The organism is Vibrio pomeroyi (assembly GCF_024347595.1).
Lineage (GTDB): Bacteria > Pseudomonadota > Gammaproteobacteria > Enterobacterales > Vibrionaceae > Vibrio > Vibrio pomeroyi.
Genome location: NZ_AP025506.1, coordinates 1615128 through 1637985 on the forward strand (window position 1 = coordinate 1615128; position 22858 = coordinate 1637985).

The following is a 22858-nucleotide window of genomic DNA, read 5'->3' on the forward strand; positions in this document are numbered from 1 at the left end:
CTCCAAAAAATGAGCACATTATGAGATCCCGACTGGTATTACTTGTGGCCATTGCTGCCTTAATCGTGGGTGCACTAGGCGTTATCGACCTATTCAAAAGTGAGCCGCAACCGAAAGTAGCGGCTGAAACGGTCGTTGAAAAAAATGAAGAACATGTTGCCGTTTGGATGACCACCAAAGCCTACGAAAAAGGGCGTGCAATCGATGCACAAGGTGTCGTTAAACAACAACTTCCTTTAAGTGAAGCTTTAACGTTGGGTGTTAGAGAAGACGCTCAAATCAGCTTTGCTCCTTCCACTTTGTTAAATCGCGATCTTAACGCCAGTGAGGTGGTATTGCCTGAATATCAAGTAACACCAGGTCAGCCTGGATATGTTGACCTGTTGATAACAGAAGGCATGACGTTATACCCACTTAAAGTCAGTGACAAAAACCTGATCAACGATTACATCCGACCAGGTTCGCACATCGATATCCTCACAGTGAGTTCTCCTAATGCCAATTTGGCTGGAAATATCGATAAGCCGAAGCGCTTTCGAGGAGTGAAGGCCTCGATGTTTCTAAAAAATGTCAAAGTCCTCAACATCGGAAATGACGAAACTGGCGATAGTTCAATTACCGCCCGAGCGCCGAGCAAAGAGGACGGTCTGACTACGGTGGTCATCGAAGTTAAGCCTGATGAATTACCAAAACTCGCGCTAGCACAACGCACAATGCACATCGAAATTTATCGAAGCCAAACCTATACGCAACCTGAGGTCGCGGAGGTACGCAACATTATCGATAACTATACCGGTATTGCTGAGCTACGTGGTAATGAGAACAACTCTAGAGAGGCTTTGTAATGATGCTCCATCATCGAATCAAGCAAGCACTGCGTGTTTCCATCTTAGCAGCGTTGATTGGCTTACTTTCTATAACAAACACTTTTGCCGCCGATCGTTCCATCACACTCAACGATGGACAGCACATCAAATTTAAAAGCCCGATTGGCCAAGTCTTCATTAATAACCCTGATATCGTTGATTACAAAGTGATCAATGACAACACCTTGGTCGTCTTCGCCAATAGCATTGGGCAATCGCGTTTGATTGTCTATGGAATTGACGATGAGGTGTTACTTTCTGATCGCATTATTGTTGATTTGGATCTAACGGATATTAGGCGCCAACTCAAATTTCATTTCCCTGACGCGAAAGTCAAGGTTCAGTCTGTAGGAGAGCAAGTCGCCGTCAGTGGTCTTGTTGATTCTGAAGCGACTCGTGACGACATCTATCGTTTAGTAGCAACTCTATTGGGACGTGAAAAAACCGAGAAATGGGACAAAACTCAGAAGCTAGAGTTTAAATCTGATAGCTCAAATTACGAAGAACCCGAAAGCATGGTATTTGCCCGCAATATGACGTGGGAAGGGATCATCGAACGTATTGAAGTTGCGACCACTCAGCAAGTCAATATCAAAATCTCAGTAGCTCAGGTAACTGAATCGTTTGGACAAACCGTTGGTGTTGATTGGAGTTCAGTAGGCTCAAGTGTTGGTGAGTTTGTTTTCGACCAGTTCGATGCGGCAAACCTAAGCACGTTAATCACAGCGTTAGGCAATGATCAGATTGCAGAGGTATTGGCTGAGCCTAACTTGACCGTGTTATCCGGTGAGTCGGCAAGCTTTCTCGTGGGTGGCGAAGTGCCCGTTATCGTTTCGACTAGTAGCAACGTCAACATTTCATTCAAAGAGTTCGGCATCAAGCTCGACCTGACTGCAAAAGTGCTTAGCCAGGACAAAATCCGAATGCAGTTAGCGCCTGAAGTGAGTGAAGTAGAAGGTTATGTTGAAGCTGCTGGCATCAAAGTTCCGCAACTGGCTTCGCGACGAGCCATGACGACTGTTGAGCTAGCTGATGGTGACAGCTTCGTTCTTGGTGGTTTGATGAGCAGCGCTGATCTAGAAAAAATGCAAAAAATCCCTTTCGTTGGTGATATTCCGGTGCTTGGTGCCGCATTTAGAAAAGCAACCACAGAAAGAAAGCGAACCGAGTTGATCATCGTTGCCACGGTGAATCTTGTTGAGCCGATGAAGCCGAAAGACATCCAACTGCCTTACATAAAAAAGACCTCTACATTGGCGCGTTGGCTTAACGTCGATTGGGATGGCAAGTCAGTGACGTCTTCTGATGCAACGATTCGCCTATTGTCGCAAGGAGGGTTTATCCAATGAAGAAATTATTATTGATGGCGTTATTTACCACGTCACTTTTCGGCTGCGCCTCTGAGCAATACTTTGTCGGACAGGGTTCCGAAGCCTTGGTGTACAAAGAGCACCACAGTTTTGAGTTTGCGATGAAAAACCGCGCTGAAACGACCAAACAGATTACTGCTTTGATTCAAGATATTGAGTCGATGGACCAAGAAGCGACCTATGTTGTGGATTACAAATCATCTCGCAGCAAACAGATGCTGCAGGCGATCTTCGAACAATATCCTTCACACCTTATTGCACCACAAAGAGTGACGTATCGAAACGCTCAATTGTTGCCTAGCGATCTAAATATTCAGGTGACGTTAACGCGTTTGAAGACTCAAGAATGCAAACCAGCGCAGATTCACGTTCGGTTGAGACAGCAAGATTGTTTTGCTGAATCGATGCGTTTGAAGCAAGTGGCTTACAAGTCTCGATTGGTAGGAGAGCAATAATGTTTGACCTAACGAAAGCATTAACAACCAAGGCCAAGCCAGTTCAGACCGGAACGACAGGTGTTGCCGGATGTACATTGTTCTATCAATCTCAAAAGTGTTTAGATCTTGTTCAAGAAGTCTTTCGATTTGAAGGGTGGAATGATCCTGCTTGTGTCAAAGCTAAAGCGGGTTTGACCAAACTAACAGAGCAACAAAGCAGTCATATTGTGATTCTAGAGCTAAATGAATCAACCAATGTAGTTGAAGATGCTAAATCCTTCGCTAGCAAACTGCCCACCCACAAAGGGGTGGTCGTGATTGGTAAAGAGGACGCTATTTCTACGCTGCGTTCACTTAAAGACATGGGTTTTTACTATGTTTTCTGGCCAGTGAACAAGCAGGAGTTTGCGGACTTCTTAACTCACGTGAGCAAGAACCTAAAGACTTTCTCTGGCGTGAGCCAAAAACGCAAAGCAAAGCGAGTTGCGATTGTGGGCTCAAAAGGTGGCGTAGGTACATCGTTTCTTGCCACAGAGGTGAGTTCACTGCTATCGACACAAGGTTCAGACACGATTCTCGTCGACCATCAATATGCCGATACCAACATCGATGTTTTGCTAGGGCTAAAAGACTTTAAGCCACGAACCATTGATGAGTTCACTGCACCATTGCATGAAATGGATGAAGAAGGGGCATTGAGCTACCTATTCAACGCACGTAAAAATTTACGTCTGTTGGCTATCGATGGCGACATGAGCCAAAACGATGTTTTGAATTACAACCAAACGTTGTGTGAGTTATTGGCGCGAAACACCAACTTCATCATTGAAGATTTTTCCGGTGGTGTGGATTTCAAAGTTGAACCTCAACTTTTGGTAGAAAACTTCGATGTGGTTGTGTTGGTGTTAGATGCGTCGGTGTCGTCCGTTAGAAGTGCGAAGCGACTGTTTGAAAAGATCTCTAGCTTGCAGCTTACGTTATCCTCTCGTACACGCGTGATCACTGTGGTGAATTACCACCGTCCGGAAAATGCTTACGTTTTACAAAAGCCCGACCTGACCAAGTATTTGAGCGCCAATGTCGATCTAGAAGTGGATTACTGCAAAGCGTTAGCGCACATCATTATTGATGGTAAACGAGGGCACAAGCACGACCGCCATATCAGTCGTTCAATGGAGCAACTGGTGAAGCTGATTAATGGTCAACCTATGGATCAGAAGGGCATGAATTCTTGGCTGAAAAAGGTGCGTGCTAAATGAGTTCTAATAAAGACTTATACCTCGCGTTTCGTGGTCAGATATTTGAAGCCCTAGACGCAGAAGCGGTTCAGAAAATGAGCCGCCGAGACCTCGAATCTCAGATTCAAGCAGCGGTTGATCTACTGGCGAACAGTTACCAAAGACCGATCACTTCGATGATGAAGTCAGGATTGGTGAAAAGCCTTATCGATGAACTGTTTGGTTTGGGTCCTTTACAGCCTTTGGTTGAAGATCAGTCTATATCCGACATCATGGTGAATGGGCCAAACAACATCTTTTTCGAACGACACGGTAAGGTCAAAAAATCCGAAGTTTCGTTTGTGAACGAAGAGCAACTGCTCGCTATTGCCAAACGTATTGCATCACGCGTCGGGAGACGTGTTGATGAACTCTCTCCGACGGTCGATGCTCGATTGGAAGATGGCAGTCGTGTGAACATCGTGATTCCTCCGATTTCTTTAGATGGCACGTCGATTTCTATTCGTAAGTTCAGAGAACAGAACATCGGCTTTGAAGATTTGATTGGCTTCGGTTCGATGTCCCCAGACATGGCAAGAGTGCTGATGATCGCTTCGCGCTGTCGAATTAATGTATTGATCTCTGGCGGTACAGGCTCAGGCAAAACCACGCTGCTCAACGCTTTGTCTCAATACATCGCTGAAGACGAACGTATCGTTACGATCGAAGATGCGGCTGAACTGCGCCTTCAACAGCCCAACTTAGTGCGACTCGAAACACGTACATCGAGTGTTGAACAGACAGGAGCAGTTACCCAGCGAGAGTTGGTGATCAATGCGCTACGTATGCGTCCAGACCGAATTATTCTGGGTGAGTGTCGTGGCTCTGAAGCGTTTGAAATGCTGCAAGCCATGAACACCGGACACGATGGCTCAATGTCGACATTGCACGCCAATACACCGCGCGACGCGATTGCCCGTGTTGAATCCATGGTGATGATGGCGAACTTAAATCAGCCTTTAGACGCGATTAGAAGAACGATCGTCAGCGCCGTTCAGATGATTGTTCAGGTTAACAGACTGCGTGATGGGTCTCGCAAGATCACGAGCATCTCTGAAATTGTTGGTTTGGAAGGCGAGAGTGTAGTGATGGAAGAGATCTATCGCTTTCGTTATGACGATGCGCATTACGGAGAAAACGTTAAAGGTGAATTTGTTACTGACGGCATCATGCAACGTTCTGAGCTAGTCAAAAAAGCGCAATTCTTTGGGCTCTATGACGAGCTTATCGCATCGTTTAAGGGGGCATAGCATGCTTTGGGTTTCATTAATCCTGTTTGCGTTTGTGCTGCTTTTGATCCGAGATTCAAAGGTCAAAAACGTTCACCAGTTTTTCAATATTGAAGAAGCGGAAGCAGAAAACTTTAACGCTATCAATGTTAAGTCATTGGTGCGTAAGCAAGGATGGCAAAAGTTCAAAGACTCCATTTCACCAACATTAATGGTTTTGGGGCCGCGTTCGACGTTATACATCGCGATCTATATTACGGGCAGCCTGATTGCATCTTGGTACATCGTTACCGATCTACTATCAATCACCAACACTTGGTTGGTGCTTGGTTCCTCTTTGATGTTTACCTTGTTTGGCTATCGTTTTCTGGTCACCAGAAGACGACGTGATTTTGAAAACACCTTCCCTGATGCGCTGAATATTTTAATGAGTGCAGTAACCGCGGGTGACAGTTTAATGCAAGCCATCAGTTATGTGGGCGATGTAATGCATAACCCGATAGGCCGTGAGTTCAAGTTAATGGGAGAGCGACTGAAGCTCGGTGAGTCTCCAGAAGTCGTGCTTCAACGATCGTGTAAAAACTACCCATACCCAGAGTTTCTGTTCTTTACCGTGACAATTAGGGCGAACATCGCTCGAGGTGGTCAGCTTAAAGGTGTGTTAGCACGTCTGATTAGGGTTTTGGTTGACTCTCGAACACTCGAAAAAAAGAAGATGGCGATGACTTCGGAAGCTCGAATCTCCGCCAAAATCGTTGCAGCCATTCCTTTGATTTTTATGATTATTCTTAACTACGTTAATCCCGCTAATGTGGATTTTGTTCTCTATGACCCCGAGGGAAGAATCATATTGTTTTACGTGCTTGGGAGTGAGCTTTTTGGTTTGTTCATTGTTTGGTTATTAGTAAGAGGAGTACGCGCATGATGTTACTGGCTTCCCTTATTGTGTTGTTTTTCTCGTTACTCTTTCTAATTGTCGACTCGATTCGTAAAGAGCAACGACATAAGAAAGTTGCACTCTACATTGGAGACGATGCTATTCGTGCTCCTTCTCGCGTAAACCGCTTTTTTGTTCGTTTTGGTAAAGAACATCGACACGAACTTGAGCAAAAGATGATTGAGGCCGGCTATTACAACACTGAGTGGGCGAAATTCTATTTCCCGGCCAAGTTATTGGTATTGGCTCTGATTTCAGGATTGGTGTTATTAGGGGATATGACATCGACCAACAAACTGCTCGTGGTTATTTTCTCGCTGATTGCCGTCATCGTCGTGCCAGACACCTTGCTACAAATGCGACGCAAGATGTTGATCAGCAGAACTTCGGCTCAACTGCCGTATTTGCTCGATATGATGTCGGTATGTGTTCAAACGGGTATGACGATTGAAGCGGCGCTGGTTTATCTGGGCAAAGAGTTAGCGGAATTTGATTCCGACCTTTGTTACCAGATTAAGCGCACATCCGACTCTGCGAAAATTCACGGTCTAGAAAAGGCGCTCAATGATCTGAGTGAACGTATTCCTACACCACCTGTTCGAAGCTTTGTTCTGACCATCATTCAAAATTTGCAATACGGCACATCCGTGGCGCACGTGTTAAGTGATCTCGCAGAAGACATGCGAAAAGTGCAGATTCTTACGGTCGAGGAAAAGGTGGGTAAGCTCTCTGCGAAGATGAGTGTGCCTTTGATCCTCTTCATCATGTTCCCGATCGTTATCCTGATTCTCGCGCCGAGCATCATGCAAATGACATTGAGCATCTAGGGAGAATTGCGAATGATTGGAAAACGTATCGGTTTCATTTTGCTCACGCTGAGTGTGTTGGCGGGCTGTCAATCGGCACCGTCACAACAAGACTTACAGCTTGGCGACGTCACGAGCATGGAAAAAGTAAAGAACTATGACGGCCTCATTAGTTATTATAAATCCCAGCTAGAACAAGGCTCCGAAGATCCAGAGGTGAAAGAGAATCTAGCATGGGCATACTTCCATAAAGGGGATATCGAGTCGGCAGACTTTTATGTTCAACACCTGCAAAAAGAGGGGGTCGAAAATCCCAACTTGTACCAATTAGAAGGCCAAGTGTTTGATGCAAAAAATGACATTGGGAGTGCCATTTCTGCTTACTTAGCCTCTATCGATGCTGGAAACAGAACAGGGCAAATTCACGTCTTACTCGGTGTGTCTTACACCAAAGTTGGGAAATACGATGAAGCACAGAAAGAGCTCAACCAAGCTCGTTTACGCGGTTATGACGATGTTGTTGTTAAGAACAATATCGCAATGATTCAAATGGCCAATGGTGAGTATCAACAAGCGATTCAAACACTAGCTCCGGTTTTAAAAGAAGACCCAGCAAATAAAACCGTTAAAGCTAATCTGGCTATTGCTCTGATGAAAACTCAGCAAATCGACTCGGCCAAAAAGCTGCTCAAAGGCGATTTCTCAGCAGAAGAGATCCAGAACATCGCTGCTGAACTAACTCAATTAGGAGTTAATGATGAAGCGTCTTAACAAGCAGAAAGGCGTGACGGCGATTGAGTTTGTATTAGGTGCGCTTGTGCTGTTTTTTGCCACCTTCGCGATCTTCGAATCAAGTTATCAAATCTACGTTGTGAACATGACCGAGTATTCGCTGAGAGAAACCATCAGGAATACCAAAATCTATGAAGGTAAAGGGATCAATGAACAGTACGAGAATAAGTTTAGGACGTTAATTGAAGACGATAACAACCTATGGAGTTTCTTAATTGATAGCTCTCGTTTCTCTATTGCAGGTCAGTATTTCAAAACCTATGACGATTTTATCGCGAACAGGGGGCACTCAGATCAAGGCTTGAACTTCAATTACGACTTAGCCGAGATCACCGTGACCTACCGTTATACCCCAGTTATTAAGTTGACCGGTGCCGCAGATAGAGATATTTCACGCACCATGGTTTTGAACCTAGAACACGAGGGGTGGGAAGATGATGCTCCGTAACCAAGGTATGTTGTCGAAACGTCGTCAACAAGGTTCTTACACCATTGAATTGGTTTTCATCCTTGTGGCTTTGTGGGGCGTTTACCTGTTTGCTGCAGATCTGAGTTATCAGTTGCTCGTGCGCGCCAAGCTCGATCGATCCAGCTTTGCTTTGGTGAATGTCATTAAAGAGCGTACTCGCTATTTTGAAGCCGACGTGCTGGCAGGACAAAACCTACCCGTAACCAATGCAGAGTTAGAAGACATGGCGAAAGTGGCAAGTCGAATGCTTAATACACCAGTAGATAGTGTGGCTATCAAGATAGAGTCATTGACCAATAAAGTTAATGTCGCTGAATTCTCAACCAGCAAGTACAGAAGCTTAAATTGCCAAACCGATTCGATTCTCGATCATGCAGATTTGACGCCCGTAGAGAAGGGAGTCGTGTATCCATTGTACCGCATCAGCCTTTGTGAAGAGGAGAGCTCTTGGTTCAAACCCTTCTTCAACGGTGGCACCAGTACCACGGTAAAGATTGCCTCATCTTCAATAATGCCAGGGAGATAATGAAATGAAAATGCAGCATGGGCGTCATATCAATCGCCAGCATATCAGTCTCCAAAGACAACAAGGGGTTGCCGCGGTGTGGATGGGTTTATTGCTTGTTCCAATCATGGGCATGACCTTTTGGGCGGTTGAAGGCACGCGTTATGTTCAAGAGACCAGTCGATTACGAGATTCAGCAGAGGCGGCTGCGATAGCGGTGACTATTGAAGATCAACCGGATCAGGCTCGTGCGCTTGCGACCAAGTATGTCGAAAACTATGTGCGTGATATCAAATCAACCAACCTCTCTGCAGACCGTTTCCACCAAGCAGAAGACGAGGGCGCAGGGGTTCTTGAATACATCCAATACACGGTGAATGCCAAGACGACACACGACTCTTGGTTTGCGAGCAGCTTTATTCCGTCTTTTGATGAGCAGCAAGATCTTGCGGGACGTTCATTGGCTCGAAAGTACCCGGTTTACTTGGGTGATAACAACATCGACATTGTTTTTGTGTCGGACTTTTCTGGTTCAATGAACGAAAGGTGGGGTTCAAGTAGACACATAAAAATCGACGATCTGAAAACGGCCATCGATGAAATATCCAGCAAAATTCTTTGTACATCGATTGCTCAAGAGAATGTCGATGGAGAATTGAAAGATGTGTGTGACGAGCCGGGTGAAGATACAACCGGAGACAAGCTGCTTAACCGAGTTGGCTTTGTGCCTTTTAATGTTCGAACGAGGGAAATCGTCTCGGGTAATAAAGCCAACGCGACAAGCCAATTGAGTTACAAAGATAACTATAAAATCAACGTATCACCTTATTCCTACAACGATGTCGACTGGGATTACTGGCGTACGTATTCGGAAAATCAAGTGATCAACTGTGCGAATTGGCAGTCATATTGTTCAAATCCAAAATCGGACAACCGAAAGTATGCTAAACGCATAAAGGATGTCATTAATGCAGATCGATACTCCGTTGCTGATGTTTATAACTATGTAGATTTATCGACTTCAGTGTCGACCATGTTTACGGACAAGTCAGGGTTACAGCCTGATTTTTATGGTGTGAGTGGAACAAAGCTATTTAACGCGCATGGTTCTTCAAACTCATCGCAGTTTTCCAATATTCGCCTATCGAACAAGCTTTCTGACTTGAATCCGATTAATTCGATGTGGGCCGACGGTGGTACTGCGGCCTTTCAAGGAATATTGAGAGGATCGCAAATCTTGCATGACGGTGACCCGAACAGCGCCGATCAAGAAGAACAGCAAGCCTACAACAAGAAAATCAAGATGCTACTCATTTTAAGTGATGGTCAGGAAAGCCCTGATAACGGCATCCTCAGAGGGTTAGTCGACAGAGGCATGTGTGACAAAGCAAGAGAAGAGATACCGGGCTTATACATAGGTGTAATTGGTATCGATTTTCGAGCATCCCAACAAAGTGGTTTTCAAGACTGTGTGGAAGACCCAAATGAAGACATCATCGATGTATCTAACCTAGATGAATTGATTGAAAAGATAGAAGAACTCATCCGTAAAGGCTCAAAAACAAGCGGAATCACTAAGTTGTATTAGAGGAAAATATGAAAAAGTTAATGATCAGTTCAATCGTCCTATCGACATTGCAACTTAGTTTTATCGCCCATGCGGAAGAAGGTATCAGTGTTTATTGCGACACGGCATTCAGTGAATATCAGCATAGTGTAAGAGTTGATGATGTTGTCGGCATTGCACAGCATAGACAAGGCTTTCTACAAATAGAGCAGTCGTCTGACAGCAGCGAGTTAAAACAAGCGTTAGCAGGCCAATCCAATCTGGGTATGAGCCAATCAGGTTGTAAGACTTGGATAAGTAACCAAGAGCGTAAAGGGTTGTTGGCTCGCCTTCATTTTGGTTTTGACCAGCACAACTTAACGCCAATGGGCAGCAAAGCATTGAGCCAATTAGCAGGTGAATTACAGACTAATGGCAGTTCAATTACGGTGGATGGTCACACAGACAGCACTGGCGAAGAAGGTTACAACCAAGCTTTAGGGCTACAGAGAGCGTTGGTTACATCGGATGGTTTAATCGCCGATGGTGTCGAGAAAAACCGCCTTGTTATTCGTTCGTTTGGTGAAAGTAAGCCTATAGCTTCCAATACAACGGCAGAGGGGAGAGCGAAGAATAGACGCTCCGAGATTTGGGCTTCTGAAAACGATAGCGTCGAATTAGAAAATTAAGATGCGCGATTGGGTTTGGTTATTGCTTAGTGCTTGGTTGTTGCTTAGTACTAGGTAATAGCCGCCCTAAATTATCACTTTAGAATTTTGTTACAACGCACTCTAATGAACATTCAATCAAGTTTAACTGTCTGACACTAAAGAAATATTAATGCTTTTTGATAAAATCTCTTCTGAAGGGATGGAAAAAAATATCGATATAGATACCTGGGTATCTATATTGGATAACATACGAGACATAATGGACGCGTCTAACGCAGGCATCATTATGATCTCTGATTTGAGTTGCTCTGGTTCTGAAAGTGTTTGGAGCTCCTCAAACATATCGTGCAACCAACACAAGAGCCGAATAAGCTGCTTTTGTGAGTATGTACACAACGAAAATCGCACGGTCTATTTGAGTGGTCACTCTGATGGTGAATCCACGACTGCAAAAGGAGCGGATGCCTACAAATCTTTTTGCGGCGTTCCTGTAAGGGATGTCGATGGTGAAGTGTTTGCGGTTCTTTTGGTGTTTGATTTGAGCCCAACAACGTATTCGCAAAGCCAAGTTAACTTGATTGAAAATATTTCAACCTTGCTGCGTTCCGAAATCCTACTAAAAGAAGAGAGCAGGATTTTATACAAGAACAGTCATTTTGATATCATGACGACGCTTCTCAATCGAAGAGGCTTCTTCCATGAATTCAACAAAGCAAACATCAGCGATGGCGAGATCGTTTGTTTGTATTTCGACTTGGATAATTTGAAGTACATTAACGATACGTATGGCCACTTCAAAGGTGATGATTATATCTCTGGGTTTGCGTCATGCATTAAAAACAATTCAACGTATAACAGCATATCGGCAAGGGTAGGTGGGGATGAGTTCATTGTCGTCATACACTCAGAAGAGCCGGGTTATGCTTCTGATTTGATCAGTAACATTCACGCTGAGTTTCATGATTTCATTGAAGGTTTTCGTTGTGATGATGAAGTACCTCTCGGTTTTTCATATGGTTGTGGTATCGCGGATTCGCGAAGCTTCAACATCATCAATCTAATAAAGTCATCCGATGAAAACATGTACCTCAATAAGAAGAACAAGATTTAGATGTTCGTGACAGGCGTAAAAATGTATGGTCCGCCCCGTTATTGCAACTACAATTAAGTAATAACGGAGTTGGTTTGCGCTAATGTATTCGGAGTCCTTGTTGGGAGCACTAGCTTCCCAGCTCCACGATGATATCCGCGCCAGATTATCCTTAAAAAGCCCAAAGCATTGATTGCTATTTTTTGTGTCAGGTTCTTAATCTGGCCGATTGACCGTTTTTGTCATCACGTTCATTGGCGTTGCAAACTTGGTTATAGCTAAACAGCCTTAAAAGCTTGGCGGTGGTATAACACCGCCCAAGCTATCCTCACTAGCTTGTTGGCTAATGCGACTACCACTACATTAAATGGTTTGGTGGCTCGTAGGTTCGCAAGCCACTCTCCGAACACTTTCCCTGTCGTCTCTAGTCTAGAGAGTACAGCCCTTGCCCCATGGACAAACAGAGTTCTGAGGTGTTTATTCCCTCGTTTACTCATACCAAGTAGTTTGGTCTTTCCTCCCGTTGAGAATTGCCTTGGCACAAGCCCCAACCAAGCCGCCATCTCACGGCCATTGGTAAAGTTATTCGGAGAGCTTACATCGGCTATACACAATGTGGAGGTAAGATCGCCAATTCCAGGGATAGTTTTTAATAATTGAGCACTTTCATTGTTATTAACAATAGTTTGAAGCTTGTTATCTTGAGTTTTGATTTGTTCATTAAGGTACTTGTAATGTTCGTGGATAGATATCAATTCACATAGCAAGCTTTTTGGTAATGAGACGGTTTGTTCAGCTAACCATTGAAACAGAGACTTCATCTTTGCATGCCCTTTGGGAAAGCTAAGGCCGAACTCAAGTAAGATCGCGCCGATCCGCGACATAGTGGCAGTTCTCTCCTTGATATAACTATCTCTGACTCGATGAATCGCTGCGATGACTTGAGCCTCTTCACTTTTTACAGCTACAAACCTCATGGTCGGTCGACCCGCAGCCTCTGCGATCGCTGAAGCATCGATGAAATCGTTTTTATTGCCTTTGACATAAGGCTTTACATACTGAGGAGGAATAAGTCGGGGTTGATGACCAAACTCACTACACTTTCGAGCAAGCCAATGAGCACCGCCACAGGCTTCGAAAGCAATAGTTGTTGGTTCTATTTTACTAAGAAAGATTAAGAGTTGGTTACGATTAAATTTACGACGAAGCACCTCCACTCCACAACGGTTATGTGCGATAGCATGGAAGCAATGTTTACCTAGGTCGATACCTAAAATATGAATAGAAGACATATGGTTCACCTCATTCTGAGAGCCTACTCTAAGCTTAAGGGCTTGAGAGTGAGGCGGACCATATAATTAAGCCCACTGGATGTGGGCTTTGATGTAGATGTTGCCTTAGCTATTTTCGAAACTAAGCTCGAATGATCATTTGCTCGCGCTCAGGACCTACCGATACCATCACAATTGGCACGCCCATCAATTCTTCGATACGAGTTACGTAATCTTGTGCGGCTTGAGGAAGGCTCTCAAATGTGCGGCAGCCAGTGATGTCCTCGTCCCAACCTGCCATATCTTCATATACAGGTTTTAGTTCAGCAGTTTGTGGCCAAATTGGGTTCTCTGTGTGTTCACCTGAGTAAGCGGTACAGATCTTAAGTTCAGATAAACCAGACAGGCAATCAATCTTAGTCAGTGCGATTTCAGTCGCGGCTTGCAGGTCAACGCCGTTGCGAGTTGCTACTGCATCAAAGTAGCCCATATCGCGCGGTCGACCCGTTGTTGCGCCATATTCGTTAGAGCTTTCGCGGAAGCTGTCTTGTTCTTCCATTGCTGTTACTAGCGTGCCAGTACCCACTGATGAGCTGAACGATTTAGCAACGGCAATAACACGTTCAGGGCGAAGGGCAGGTAAACCACTACCGATACCTGCGTAAGCTGCAGTTACATTAGAAGACGTCGTCCAAGGGTATTCACCGTAGACAAGATCACGGCCTGCACCTAACTGAGCTTCAAACAGCAGGTTCGCGTCTTGTGATTGAAGTGCTTTAAGTGGTTCCGTCACGTTGCAAATGAACGGACGCCAAGCCTTAGTCACTTCAAGTAGCCACTCTGTCATTTCAGAAGCAGTCTGAGTGAAATCACATTGAGGGTATAGCGCTCTAAGCTGAGGCATTTTCCAATCAAGCAGGAATTGAATACGCTGCTCTAGAATCTCAGGTTGATTCAACCAACCCACAAGAATACCTTTTTTCATCACGCGGTCGCCGTAAGCAGGTGCAATACCTTGACGTGTTGAACCGTAAGCGCCATCGCCCAAACGTTCTTCTTCAAGTGTATCTTCAAGAGCATGCAAAGGCAGACATAGTGTCGCGCGGTCTGAAATCGCCATCTTAACTTTGATACCAGCCGCTTGTACTTCTGCAATCTCTTCAGCTAACGCAGATGGGCTTATCACCATGCCAGGGCCAAGAACCGCCGTACAATCAGGATTAAAAGAACCACTAGGCAGTTGATGCAGTTTGAACGTACCGAAGTCGTTTACTACGGTATGGCCAGCATTGTTTCCGCCTTGAAAGCGAATGCTAGCAGAAGCTTGATCTGCTAAAAAATCAACGATACGGCCTTTGCCTTCGTCGCCCCAGTTTGCGCCTACAACAACAATAGATGGCATAATTTTTCTCCTGACTGATTGAGAAATCATGTTAATCCTGCAATAAAAATAAGAGAAATTAATTGTCTTTATTATCTTGATAAGGATTCCATATAGCCTTAAAGTCTTAACCTACAAGCGAGATTCCCTATCACGTTCGTCCCTCACTGTAGGGAATGACGATGTGGGATATACCTTGTAGTGGAAATCGATGAGATTGTAGTTCCTTATAGTCGAAAGTGACGAACCTAACGTTGGCACGATTTCTTGGCGTCATTCCAGAACCGAGGGACGAGGTATCAGGAATCTCAACCACAAGTGAGATTCCCTATCACGTTCGTTCCTCACTGTAGGGAATGACGATGTGAGGAAACCTATTACTTTACGGAATGACGGGGTGGGATATCCCTTGTAGTGGAATTCGATGCGATTGTAGTGCCTTGCAGTCGAAAGTGGCGAACCTAACGTTGGCTCGATTTCTTGGCGTCATTCCAGAGCCGAGGAACGAGGTATCAGGAATCTCAAACCACAAGCGAAATTCCCTATCACGTTCGTCCCTCACTGCAGGGAATGGCGGGGCGGGGTGCACCTTGTAGTGGAATTCGATGCGATTGTAGTGCCTTGTGGTCGAAAGTGACGAACCTAACGTTAGCTCGGTTTCTTGGCGTCACTCCAGAACCGAGGAACGAGGTATTAGGAATCTCAAACCACAAGCGAGATTCCCTATCATGTTCGTTCCTCACTGTAGGGAATGACGATGTGGGGTATACCTTGTAGTGGAAACCGATGCGATTGTAGTGCCTTGTGGTCGAAAGTGACGAACCTAACGTTAGCTCGATTTCTTGGCGTCATTCCAGAACCGAGGAACGAGGTATCAGGAATCTCAACCATAAGCGAGATTCCCTATCACGTTCGTTCCTCACTATAGGGAATGACGGGGCGGGGTAGTCCCTCACTGTAGGAATGACGAGGTGAGGATATCCTTCACTTTAGAAGATGTGTAAGTGACAAAAGAGAGGACATGATGCTTGATATCAATTTGTTGAAAACGTTTGTGACGCTCGCGGAGTACAAACATTTCGGGAAAGCGGCTAATGCACTACACATGACGCAGCCTAATGTGAGCTTGCATCTAAAGCAGTTAGAACAACAAACACGCATCAAGTTGATAGAGCGAAGCCCATTTCAACTGACTCAAGCGGGCGAGCGGTTATTAGAGACAAGCCAAAGAACGTTACTCGAACTGCAAATTTGTCAGGCCGATCTCAATGCGATTAACGACCTTAAAATAGGGACATTAACCATTGCCGTGAGTGACATCATTTCTCGATTCTTGTTGATTCGTCCTTTCCAGAAGTTCAAAGCGCAATATCCGGGTATCGACTTAACTTTGTTGAATACCACGTCGTCTCAGGCATCGAGCTTAGTTAAGAATGCTCAGGCAGATCTTGGGTTCGTGATTGCGAAAGAACAGCAAAACGAGTCGCTTTATTTTACCAAACTGCAAGAGCTTTCATGGTGTGCACTCGGCGATGGATTGGATATCCAAAGCGCAAATAATTCGATAGAAAGTGAGTCCGAAGATGAAGGTGCAGAAGCGGAATTGACTTTGATTCTACTGGGTCATGATACGAGAACACGTGACTTCATCGATGAAGGTTTACCAAGCTTAAACCTACCTAATCACAGAGTTATGGAAGTAGGGAGTGTAGATGCTCAAATCGACTGGGCAGAAGCGGGGTTTGGGGTCGCTATCATTCCTGAGTTTGCGATATCAACCAAGCAGCACCTGAAATCCAAAGTGACACCATTGATGAATTTCTCTAGCACCAGCCTTGGCTACATCGTGAGGCAGAATCAAGTCTTGTCGAAAGCGACCAAGCAACTATTAGGCTGGGTGAATGATGAGATTACCCTGTTGCAAAACCAATAATTCCATCTTTCAGTCAGATCTATCTAAGCCCACCGCGTGTGGGCTTTTTTGTGTCGGTAAAGCATCGTCTTGCTCAGAGCAATAGGCTATAAAAATAACTTAAAGCTCGCGTCATTCATTCCTTCTGTAAATCAGAGCCTCAAAATTCATCGTTGACAAAGTTTGATTATCAAACTAAATTTCAATTAATTGCTTTGATTGTCAAGCTATTTGTTAATCAAAGTTATCTTCTTAAGAAAGATCGTATCACTATCAACACGAGCTAAGGATGCTATTTTGAGTTCTCCAACACGCCATCAACACAACTTCTCTTCACACAATCAACAAGGTGAAAAACGCACTTTCTACGTTCTCTTGTTAACTGTCGTCACCATGGTTGTCGAGATTATTGCCGGTACTATTTACGGTTCTATGGCGCTGCTTGCTGATGGCTGGCACATGGGAACGCATGCAGCAGCGTTTGGTATTACCTTGTTCGCATACCGTTACGCCAAGAAGCATGCTGACAGTGAACGTTTCTCTTTCGGTACGGGCAAAGTCAGTGTATTAGGCGGTTACACCAGTGCGATAGCATTGGGTATTGTGGCGTTGTTGATGCTGGTGGAGTCAGTACATCGCTTGTTCAACCCACAGGCTATTCAGTTTAATGAAGCGATTATTGTTGCGTGTATTGGTTTGACAGTGAATGTCGTGAGTATGTTTTTGCTAGGGGATCATCATCATGACCACGGACATCATCATGGACACGAACACTCTCATTCTGAACATAAGGGACACAGCCACAATCATCAACATGAAGGACATCAAGAACACGCAGAGCACAAAGGGCACCATCACGATCACAACTTGCGTGCGGCCTACATGCACGTCTTGGCTGATACATTGACTTCTCTGTTAGCGATCGTTGCTCTACTATTTGGTAAGTTTTACGGTTGGAACTGGTTGGATGCCGCAATGGGTATGGTTGGTGCGGTTGTGATTGCCAAATGGACAATGAACCTTATGAAACAGACAAGTCCAATCTTACTCGATCAGAATATTGACGATGAGTATCGAAACGGCATAACTGAAGCCTTAGCTCCTTATGCTGCCGTAACCGACTTACACATGTGGAAGGTGAGCGGGCATCACTACTCAGCGGCGATTACTCTTGAATCAAACAGCGATAAAAGCGTCTCTGAATATAAACAAATGCTCGCCAAGTTTGATAAGATTAATCATCTTACTCTTGAAGTGCACTCAAACGGCCATGCGAAATATAGAACAGCTTAATCAAATACTGACTGAGTTCTACGATAAAATGTCTTCGTGGGAGCAATCTGTTGTCAAAGAAACGGGTTATTCCTTAGCACAAGTACATACCATCGAAGTGCTTGGTATGCATGGTGCGTTAAGAATGAAAGAGCTAGCAGAAAAGCTAGGCATCACTACTGGCACACTTACTGTTCAAATTGAGAAGTTGGTTAAGGCGGAGTTGATTGAACGCCATGAGCACCCAACGGATCGTCGTGCGATTGTGGTGGCATTGACCGATGAAGGTCAGAAGATCCACGTTCATCACAACCAACTTCACTTGAACCTTGTTAATGAGTTAACGCAAGACATCGAAGAAGATGAGAAAGCCGTATTGCTAAAATGCCTGACTAAGATGGTAAAAGCGTTTTAGTCAGCCTTAGTTTCACACTCTAACTTATTAGCTTCAAAGCGATTGACTAAGAAATCAAAAAATGGACCTGACTCGAATTGAGTAGGTCCATTTTTTTCGCCGTTTACGCTCAATAGTACAATCACCGACCGATGGATTCATCGTTTAAAAACCAAGTCAAAACCTCCAATATTGCTCTTCGCTCTTACTTAGATACTGAGCCAAAAAAATGTCATTTATAACTATTCGTTCAATAATCGGCCAAAGTGTTTTAATTCAAAGCCTTACATAGCAAGGTGTTCAGGCGTTTACGCTCCGTCAAATAGCTGTCTCTCACTTTTATCATTCAACTAATGTACATGTAATAAAATTGTGTTATTGATAAATTTAACTTTAGAGGGCTGCTTCATTTGCTGTTTAAATGCAATTAAGAGCGTTATAGCTAGTGGACTCAGAAGCCACAGCTTTAGATGCTCATTATCGATATAAAAACCATAACAATAATCAGGTCGCGCGAGTTGGATACCCAATCTTCGATGCGATTTATTTAGATACTCATAGTTAATTTAGTAAAGACGAGTCACATATATGAATATAAAGAAAAAGCTCTATTCATTGGGAATGTTTTCCATTTTCGGCATGATTTCATTGCTGTTCACCACCTCACATTTTGCAGACACTAGCGCTAAAATGAGCGAAGCCAAGTTAGTGACTAAAGAACTAGAGGTTCGCTTGTTAAACCTGCGACGCAATGAGAAGGATTTCTTATTGCGTAGCGACATGAAATACCTTGATAAATTTGACCAAAACTACAACAAATTCTTAGCGTCTGAATCTCAGCTCGCCACCATTCTTAGTGACTTGGATTTGGTCAACAGCACGCATTTACGTGAAGACATCGAAACCTACCACACAAGCTTCGTGAACCTAGTAAGAGCCACGGAAGTGTATGGTTTAGCGAGAGACAAAGGCCTACTTGGTCAATTCCACGAGATTTTAGATACCATCAGTGCGCAAGTCACTGGCGACCAAAAAGTTGAGTTGTATCTGTTTAACGATCTGATCGAAAAGGGTGAGTTTGATCCGAGTGTTCTTTCTCTTACTTCAAGTGCAATGGCGGCGAACTCTGGTGCTTTAATAGAAGCGGCAAAGCAAGTGGTCGAACAAAAGCAAGTTATCGGTTTAAAACACAACGTTGGCTTATTGGGTGAAACACGCTCTGGCTCTCATGCAATTGAAACTCAGTTCAAAGAGTTCTCTGCGGTACTTGAGCAAGAAACCCAACAGCTGATGGACCGACTTTCTCTCATCAACAACATCTTATGTCTTGCGGTACTGGCATCGATCATCTTGTTTAGCTGGTTAATCGTTCGTTCTATCGTCGGTAAGATTGAGTCTCTGCTTTCAGTCATTCGCAATATTGTTGACTCAAATGATGTGTCTATCCGTTCAACTGAAAATGGCAAAGATGAACTGGGTACGTTAGGCGAGTACTTCAACCAACTGTTGGACCAACTTGAAGGTTTGATTGCTGCGTCTCAGTCTAAATCTCTACAACTAACTCAAAGCACTTCGAATATGCATGATGAGCTAGAGTCAGTGATCAAACAGTTTGAGGTTCAAGCGAACCACACCTCGACCATGACCACATCCGTACAAGAGATGGTGCTGACGATTGGTGAAATCTCGGAAAGTACGTCGGTTGCGGCTGAAGGGGTTCATCAAGCGAAAGTGAATGCAGATAAAGGCCGTGAAGTGGTTGTCGATACCATCAACAATATTACTCAGTTGTCTGAACGTCTATCAAGCAGCCAAGACTCAATCAGCTCACTGAACCATCATGTTGATCAAATCGGCGATGCAGTAAACATTATCCAAGGTATTGCAGAACAAACCAACCTGCTGGCATTGAATGCAGCGATCGAAGCGGCACGTGCGGGTGAGCAAGGTCGAGGCTTTGCCGTTGTAGCAGACGAAGTACGTGCATTGGCAAGCAGAACGCATCAATCAACTACTGAAATCACCAGTGTTGTTACTGCGATCCAAAGCCAAATGAACGCTTCAATGACCGAGATTGGCGAGTGTAACCAACAAGGCCAATTAACTCTGAAAGATTCTGAAGAGCTAGATGCCAGCCTACAGCTGATCTTAAGTGACATGGAGAGTATTCAAGGTAACTCTGAACGTATTGCATCAGCGATTGAAGAGCAGGGCGCAGTGATGGCACAAGTGAGTGATTCAATCACAGAGTTGAACACCATCTCGAATGACAACAATGCTTCAGCTCAACACTGTTTGATTGAAGTCGATAAAGTCGCAGAGCAAGCGAATGATATGGACCAAGCCGTAGCACAGTTCAAGACTTCGTAAGCTCAACATAACCAACTAATACCTAAGGCGCGGATCATCTGCGCCTTTTTTTTGTCTGGCATTTAAGAACTAATGTGTTGGGTAAACTTATACGGTAGGGAATAAAAAGAGTCAGTAGATAAGTATGACTAGAATATAAGAATGAGGTTTGAAGAAACGACCCAAGGGGGGAGGAGCAGGGTCGTTTGAGTGTTGCTTAGTTAAGCGATTATGTAGATTGTATAATCAACGTTGCTTACTTACTTCTGCCTTCTAAGACTTCGAGCGCTAAACCTACAGCTTTATCAATATTGTCGCAGCCCGACAACTTTCCTGAACTGATAGGCCCTAACACATTGGCATATAAGGAAAGTTGTTGGTTAAACGGCAAGCTTAATTGCTCATATAATCGCTGGCGGATCTCGGCATGTTGCTCAGGAGCCTGGGCAGCAAGGCCTTTTAAAGTGTCATAAATGAGAGTTGTAGTCGTGTTCATTCGCATCTTTATCTTTGAGTGGGGGATGCTTATTTTATGATCATTGGTGTTCTTTTTACTGTGATATAAATCATACAATAATATTTAATGGGATGAATTAAGTTCAATACAGCAATGGCGTTGAATCAAAGATTCTATGCAATAATGGCCTAATGCGTACTGAGTACAAATAATGCCTTTACAGCGTACTAAATACGCATTAATATCATGGCCAAGTTAGAGTTTGGTCAAGTTAACAGCGGAAGGGCACTGCCAAAGCTCGAAAATCGAAAGCATGTTTAACAAGTTGTTAGCGTGTAGAAGACATCTTAAGTGGATGTATCATCTTGAATTGGCTTGGAAAAAATGATTTCAAAAGAAAATCAGATACAAAATGGTGAATACGAAAGTATCGTCGCTCACAAAATGTTGGACTTACTTATCATCGTTACGACATTGCTCACAGCAAGTTGGTTGTACTTAGGAAACATCCCAAAGAACTACTTCATTCTGGCTGGTTTAGGCTGCGTGATTTATTTGTTGTTTGCTCAGAGCTTTGAGCTATACCGCAATCAAGATTTTACGACCACTTATCAAAAGACTCAGCGACTCACTATGTGTTGGGCCATGACGGTATTGGTTATTCTCATGTTGGCTTTTTTCGCTAAGCGATCAGAAGTCCATTCTAGAGTTGTGATCGCGATTTGGTTAATGGCAGTGCCATATTTCATGGTTTCTGCCCGTGCGCTGACACGATTAAGCAAACAAAAGCGATTTGCGCAAAACCAGTATCAAAACAAAGCCATCGTCATCGGAGCGACTGAAGCGGGCTATCACATGGCAGGAGCACTTGAAAAACGAGATTCAATTTTAACTTTTGAGGGTATTTACGATGACACAGAAACGAGCACTAACCAACAAGCAGCGAGCGCAACTGATGGAGTCGTGGCTTATCCGATCAAAGGCGATATTAAACAAGCGTTGGTTCTAGCTAAAGAAAGAAACTTCAAACACGTTTTTATCGCGTTGCAACCATTGGGTACAGAAAAGGTGAAAGCCTTGGTTGAAGAGTTCTCGGATTCGACCGCTCGTGTTTATGTTGTTCCGAACTTACAAACGTTCGACTTAATGCAGTCGCGTTGGCGAACCATTAATGGTGTACCAACCGTAAGCGTGCATGACACACCATTCAATGGCGTGCGAACAGTTATTAAACGTATTGAAGACGTTGTGGCTTCGACCCTTATCTTAACCCTTATATCACCAGTGCTCGCCGCTGTCTCTATTGGTGTGAAGCTAAGTTCGCCAGGGCCAATTATCTTCAAACAGAAGCGTTATGGGCTTGATGGAAAAGAAATCTTGATTTGGAAATTCCGTTCAATGAGCACACAAGATAATGGATCAGTTGTGAAACAAGCGACAAAGAACGACCCGCGAGTGACGAAGTTTGGCGCTTTTATTCGCAAAACCTCACTTGATGAGCTACCCCAGTTCATCAACGTTTTGCAGGGCCGTATGTCGATAGTTGGGCCAAGACCACATGCAGTGGCACATAACGAAGAGTATCGCCAAATTGTAGGTAAATATATGCTTCGCCACAAAGTGAAGCCGGGGATCACTGGCTTAGCACAAGTGAGTGGCTACCGAGGCGAAACAGACACAATCGAAAAGATGGAAAAGCGCGTCGAGTACGACCTGAAATACATCCGCACTTGGTCTCTTTGGTTGGATATCAAAATCATAGTGATGACGGTATTCAAAGGCTTCGTCGGTAAAACGGCTTATTAACTACTTATCACCAACGCAATT

Annotated in this window: 21 protein-coding genes; 18 read left to right on the top strand and 3 right to left on the bottom strand. The window is 44.2% G+C overall.

The window, feature by feature from the left end:
* Nucleotides 1-20 precede the first annotated feature (20 nt).
* The 13 genes from cpaB (at nucleotide 21) to OCV12_RS07320 (ending at nucleotide 12016) form a co-directional block, all read left to right on the top strand.
* On the top strand, nucleotides 21-845 hold the full coding sequence (cpaB, locus tag OCV12_RS07260; protein ID WP_210468277.1) for a Flp pilus assembly protein CpaB: 825 nt from the start codon (nucleotides 21-23) through the stop codon (nucleotides 843-845).
* Entirely contained in the window at nucleotides 845-2215 is a 1371-nt protein-coding gene (locus OCV12_RS07265; protein ID WP_261885769.1) for a type II and III secretion system protein family protein, read from the top strand. Before cpaB ends, OCV12_RS07265 begins: the two co-directional genes overlap by 1 nt.
* Nucleotides 2212-2691, top strand: coding sequence for a hypothetical protein (locus OCV12_RS07270; protein ID WP_261885770.1), 480 nt, complete (start codon nucleotides 2212-2214; stop codon nucleotides 2689-2691). Before OCV12_RS07265 ends, OCV12_RS07270 begins: the two co-directional genes overlap by 4 nt.
* A complete protein-coding gene (locus tag OCV12_RS07275; RefSeq protein ID WP_261885771.1) occupies nucleotides 2691-3932 on the top strand; it encodes an AAA family ATPase in 1242 nt (413 codons plus the stop codon). Before OCV12_RS07270 ends, OCV12_RS07275 begins: the two co-directional genes overlap by 1 nt.
* On the top strand, nucleotides 3929-5200 hold the full coding sequence (locus tag OCV12_RS07280; protein ID WP_123487204.1) for a CpaF family protein: 1272 nt from the start codon (nucleotides 3929-3931) through the stop codon (nucleotides 5198-5200). Before OCV12_RS07275 ends, OCV12_RS07280 begins: the two co-directional genes overlap by 4 nt.
* Nucleotide 5201: 1 nt before the next feature.
* Complete coding sequence (locus OCV12_RS07285) at nucleotides 5202-6104, top strand: type II secretion system F family protein (protein WP_261885772.1); 903 nt, start codon at nucleotides 5202-5204, stop codon at nucleotides 6102-6104.
* Entirely contained in the window at nucleotides 6101-6943 is an 843-nt protein-coding gene (locus OCV12_RS07290; RefSeq protein WP_261885773.1) for a type II secretion system F family protein, read from the top strand. Before OCV12_RS07285 ends, OCV12_RS07290 begins: the two co-directional genes overlap by 4 nt.
* A gap of 12 nt (nucleotides 6944-6955) precedes the next feature.
* Nucleotides 6956-7693 (top strand): tetratricopeptide repeat protein, encoded by a 738-nt coding sequence (locus tag OCV12_RS07295; RefSeq protein WP_239847719.1) that lies wholly within the window; start codon nucleotides 6956-6958, stop codon nucleotides 7691-7693.
* Nucleotides 7680-8162 (top strand): TadE family protein, encoded by a 483-nt coding sequence (locus OCV12_RS07300; RefSeq protein ID WP_239847720.1) that lies wholly within the window; start codon nucleotides 7680-7682, stop codon nucleotides 8160-8162. Before OCV12_RS07295 ends, OCV12_RS07300 begins: the two co-directional genes overlap by 14 nt.
* Entirely contained in the window at nucleotides 8152-8709 is a 558-nt protein-coding gene (gene tadF, locus OCV12_RS07305) for a tight adherence pilus pseudopilin TadF (RefSeq protein ID WP_261885940.1), read from the top strand. The genes OCV12_RS07300 and tadF overlap by 11 nt, the downstream gene beginning before the upstream one ends.
* Before the next feature lie 10 nt (nucleotides 8710-8719).
* Nucleotides 8720-10276: a TadE/TadG family type IV pilus assembly protein gene (locus OCV12_RS07310; RefSeq protein WP_261885941.1), complete on the top strand. Its 1557-nt coding sequence runs from the start codon at nucleotides 8720-8722 to the stop codon at nucleotides 10274-10276.
* An 8-nt stretch (nucleotides 10277-10284) separates the two neighbouring features.
* Entirely contained in the window at nucleotides 10285-10923 is a 639-nt protein-coding gene (locus OCV12_RS07315) for an OmpA family protein (protein ID WP_261885774.1), read from the top strand.
* A 151-nt stretch (nucleotides 10924-11074) separates the two neighbouring features.
* Nucleotides 11075-12016 (top strand): sensor domain-containing diguanylate cyclase, encoded by a 942-nt coding sequence (locus OCV12_RS07320; protein WP_261885775.1) that lies wholly within the window; start codon nucleotides 11075-11077, stop codon nucleotides 12014-12016.
* Between the two features lie 257 nt (nucleotides 12017-12273).
* On the opposite strand, the gene OCV12_RS07325 is transcribed toward OCV12_RS07320, so the two are convergent.
* Together OCV12_RS07325 and OCV12_RS07330 are read right to left on the bottom strand one after the other, a co-directional pair.
* Nucleotides 12274-13287 carry an IS110 family RNA-guided transposase gene (locus tag OCV12_RS07325; RefSeq protein ID WP_261884832.1) on the bottom strand — a complete coding sequence of 338 codons (1014 nt, stop codon included), beginning with the start codon at nucleotides 13285-13287 and terminating at the stop codon, nucleotides 12274-12276.
* A 121-nt stretch (nucleotides 13288-13408) separates the two neighbouring features.
* Nucleotides 13409-14668, bottom strand: coding sequence for an adenylosuccinate synthase (locus tag OCV12_RS07330; protein WP_261885776.1), 1260 nt, complete (start codon nucleotides 14666-14668; stop codon nucleotides 13409-13411).
* A gap of 1000 nt (nucleotides 14669-15668) precedes the next feature.
* Between OCV12_RS07330 and OCV12_RS07335 the strand changes: the two genes are divergently transcribed.
* From OCV12_RS07335 to OCV12_RS07350, 4 genes are all read left to right on the top strand, one after another.
* Entirely contained in the window at nucleotides 15669-16580 is a 912-nt protein-coding gene (locus OCV12_RS07335; RefSeq protein ID WP_261885777.1) for a LysR family transcriptional regulator, read from the top strand.
* A 276-nt stretch (nucleotides 16581-16856) separates the two neighbouring features.
* Nucleotides 16857-17852, top strand: coding sequence for a CDF family Co(II)/Ni(II) efflux transporter DmeF (gene dmeF / locus OCV12_RS07340; protein ID WP_261885778.1), 996 nt, complete (start codon nucleotides 16857-16859; stop codon nucleotides 17850-17852).
* Complete coding sequence (locus tag OCV12_RS07345; protein WP_017059185.1) at nucleotides 17830-18246, top strand: MarR family winged helix-turn-helix transcriptional regulator; 417 nt, start codon at nucleotides 17830-17832, stop codon at nucleotides 18244-18246. The genes dmeF and OCV12_RS07345 overlap by 23 nt, the downstream gene beginning before the upstream one ends.
* A gap of 618 nt (nucleotides 18247-18864) precedes the next feature.
* Nucleotides 18865-20595 carry a methyl-accepting chemotaxis protein gene (locus OCV12_RS07350; protein ID WP_261885942.1) on the top strand — a complete coding sequence of 577 codons (1731 nt, stop codon included), beginning with the start codon at nucleotides 18865-18867 and terminating at the stop codon, nucleotides 20593-20595.
* 235 nt (nucleotides 20596-20830) lie between these two features.
* Here the strand turns inward: OCV12_RS07350 and OCV12_RS07355 are convergent, their stop codons facing one another.
* The gene (locus OCV12_RS07355) at nucleotides 20831-21070 is read right to left on the bottom strand and encodes a PAS factor family protein (RefSeq protein ID WP_132761846.1); all 240 of its coding nucleotides are present in this window, start codon (nucleotides 21068-21070) and stop codon (nucleotides 20831-20833) included.
* A 345-nt stretch (nucleotides 21071-21415) separates the two neighbouring features.
* Between OCV12_RS07355 and OCV12_RS07360 the strand changes: the two genes are divergently transcribed.
* Nucleotides 21416-22837 carry an undecaprenyl-phosphate glucose phosphotransferase gene (locus tag OCV12_RS07360; protein WP_261885779.1) on the top strand — a complete coding sequence of 474 codons (1422 nt, stop codon included), beginning with the start codon at nucleotides 21416-21418 and terminating at the stop codon, nucleotides 22835-22837.
* Nucleotides 22838-22858: the final 21 nt, after the last annotated feature.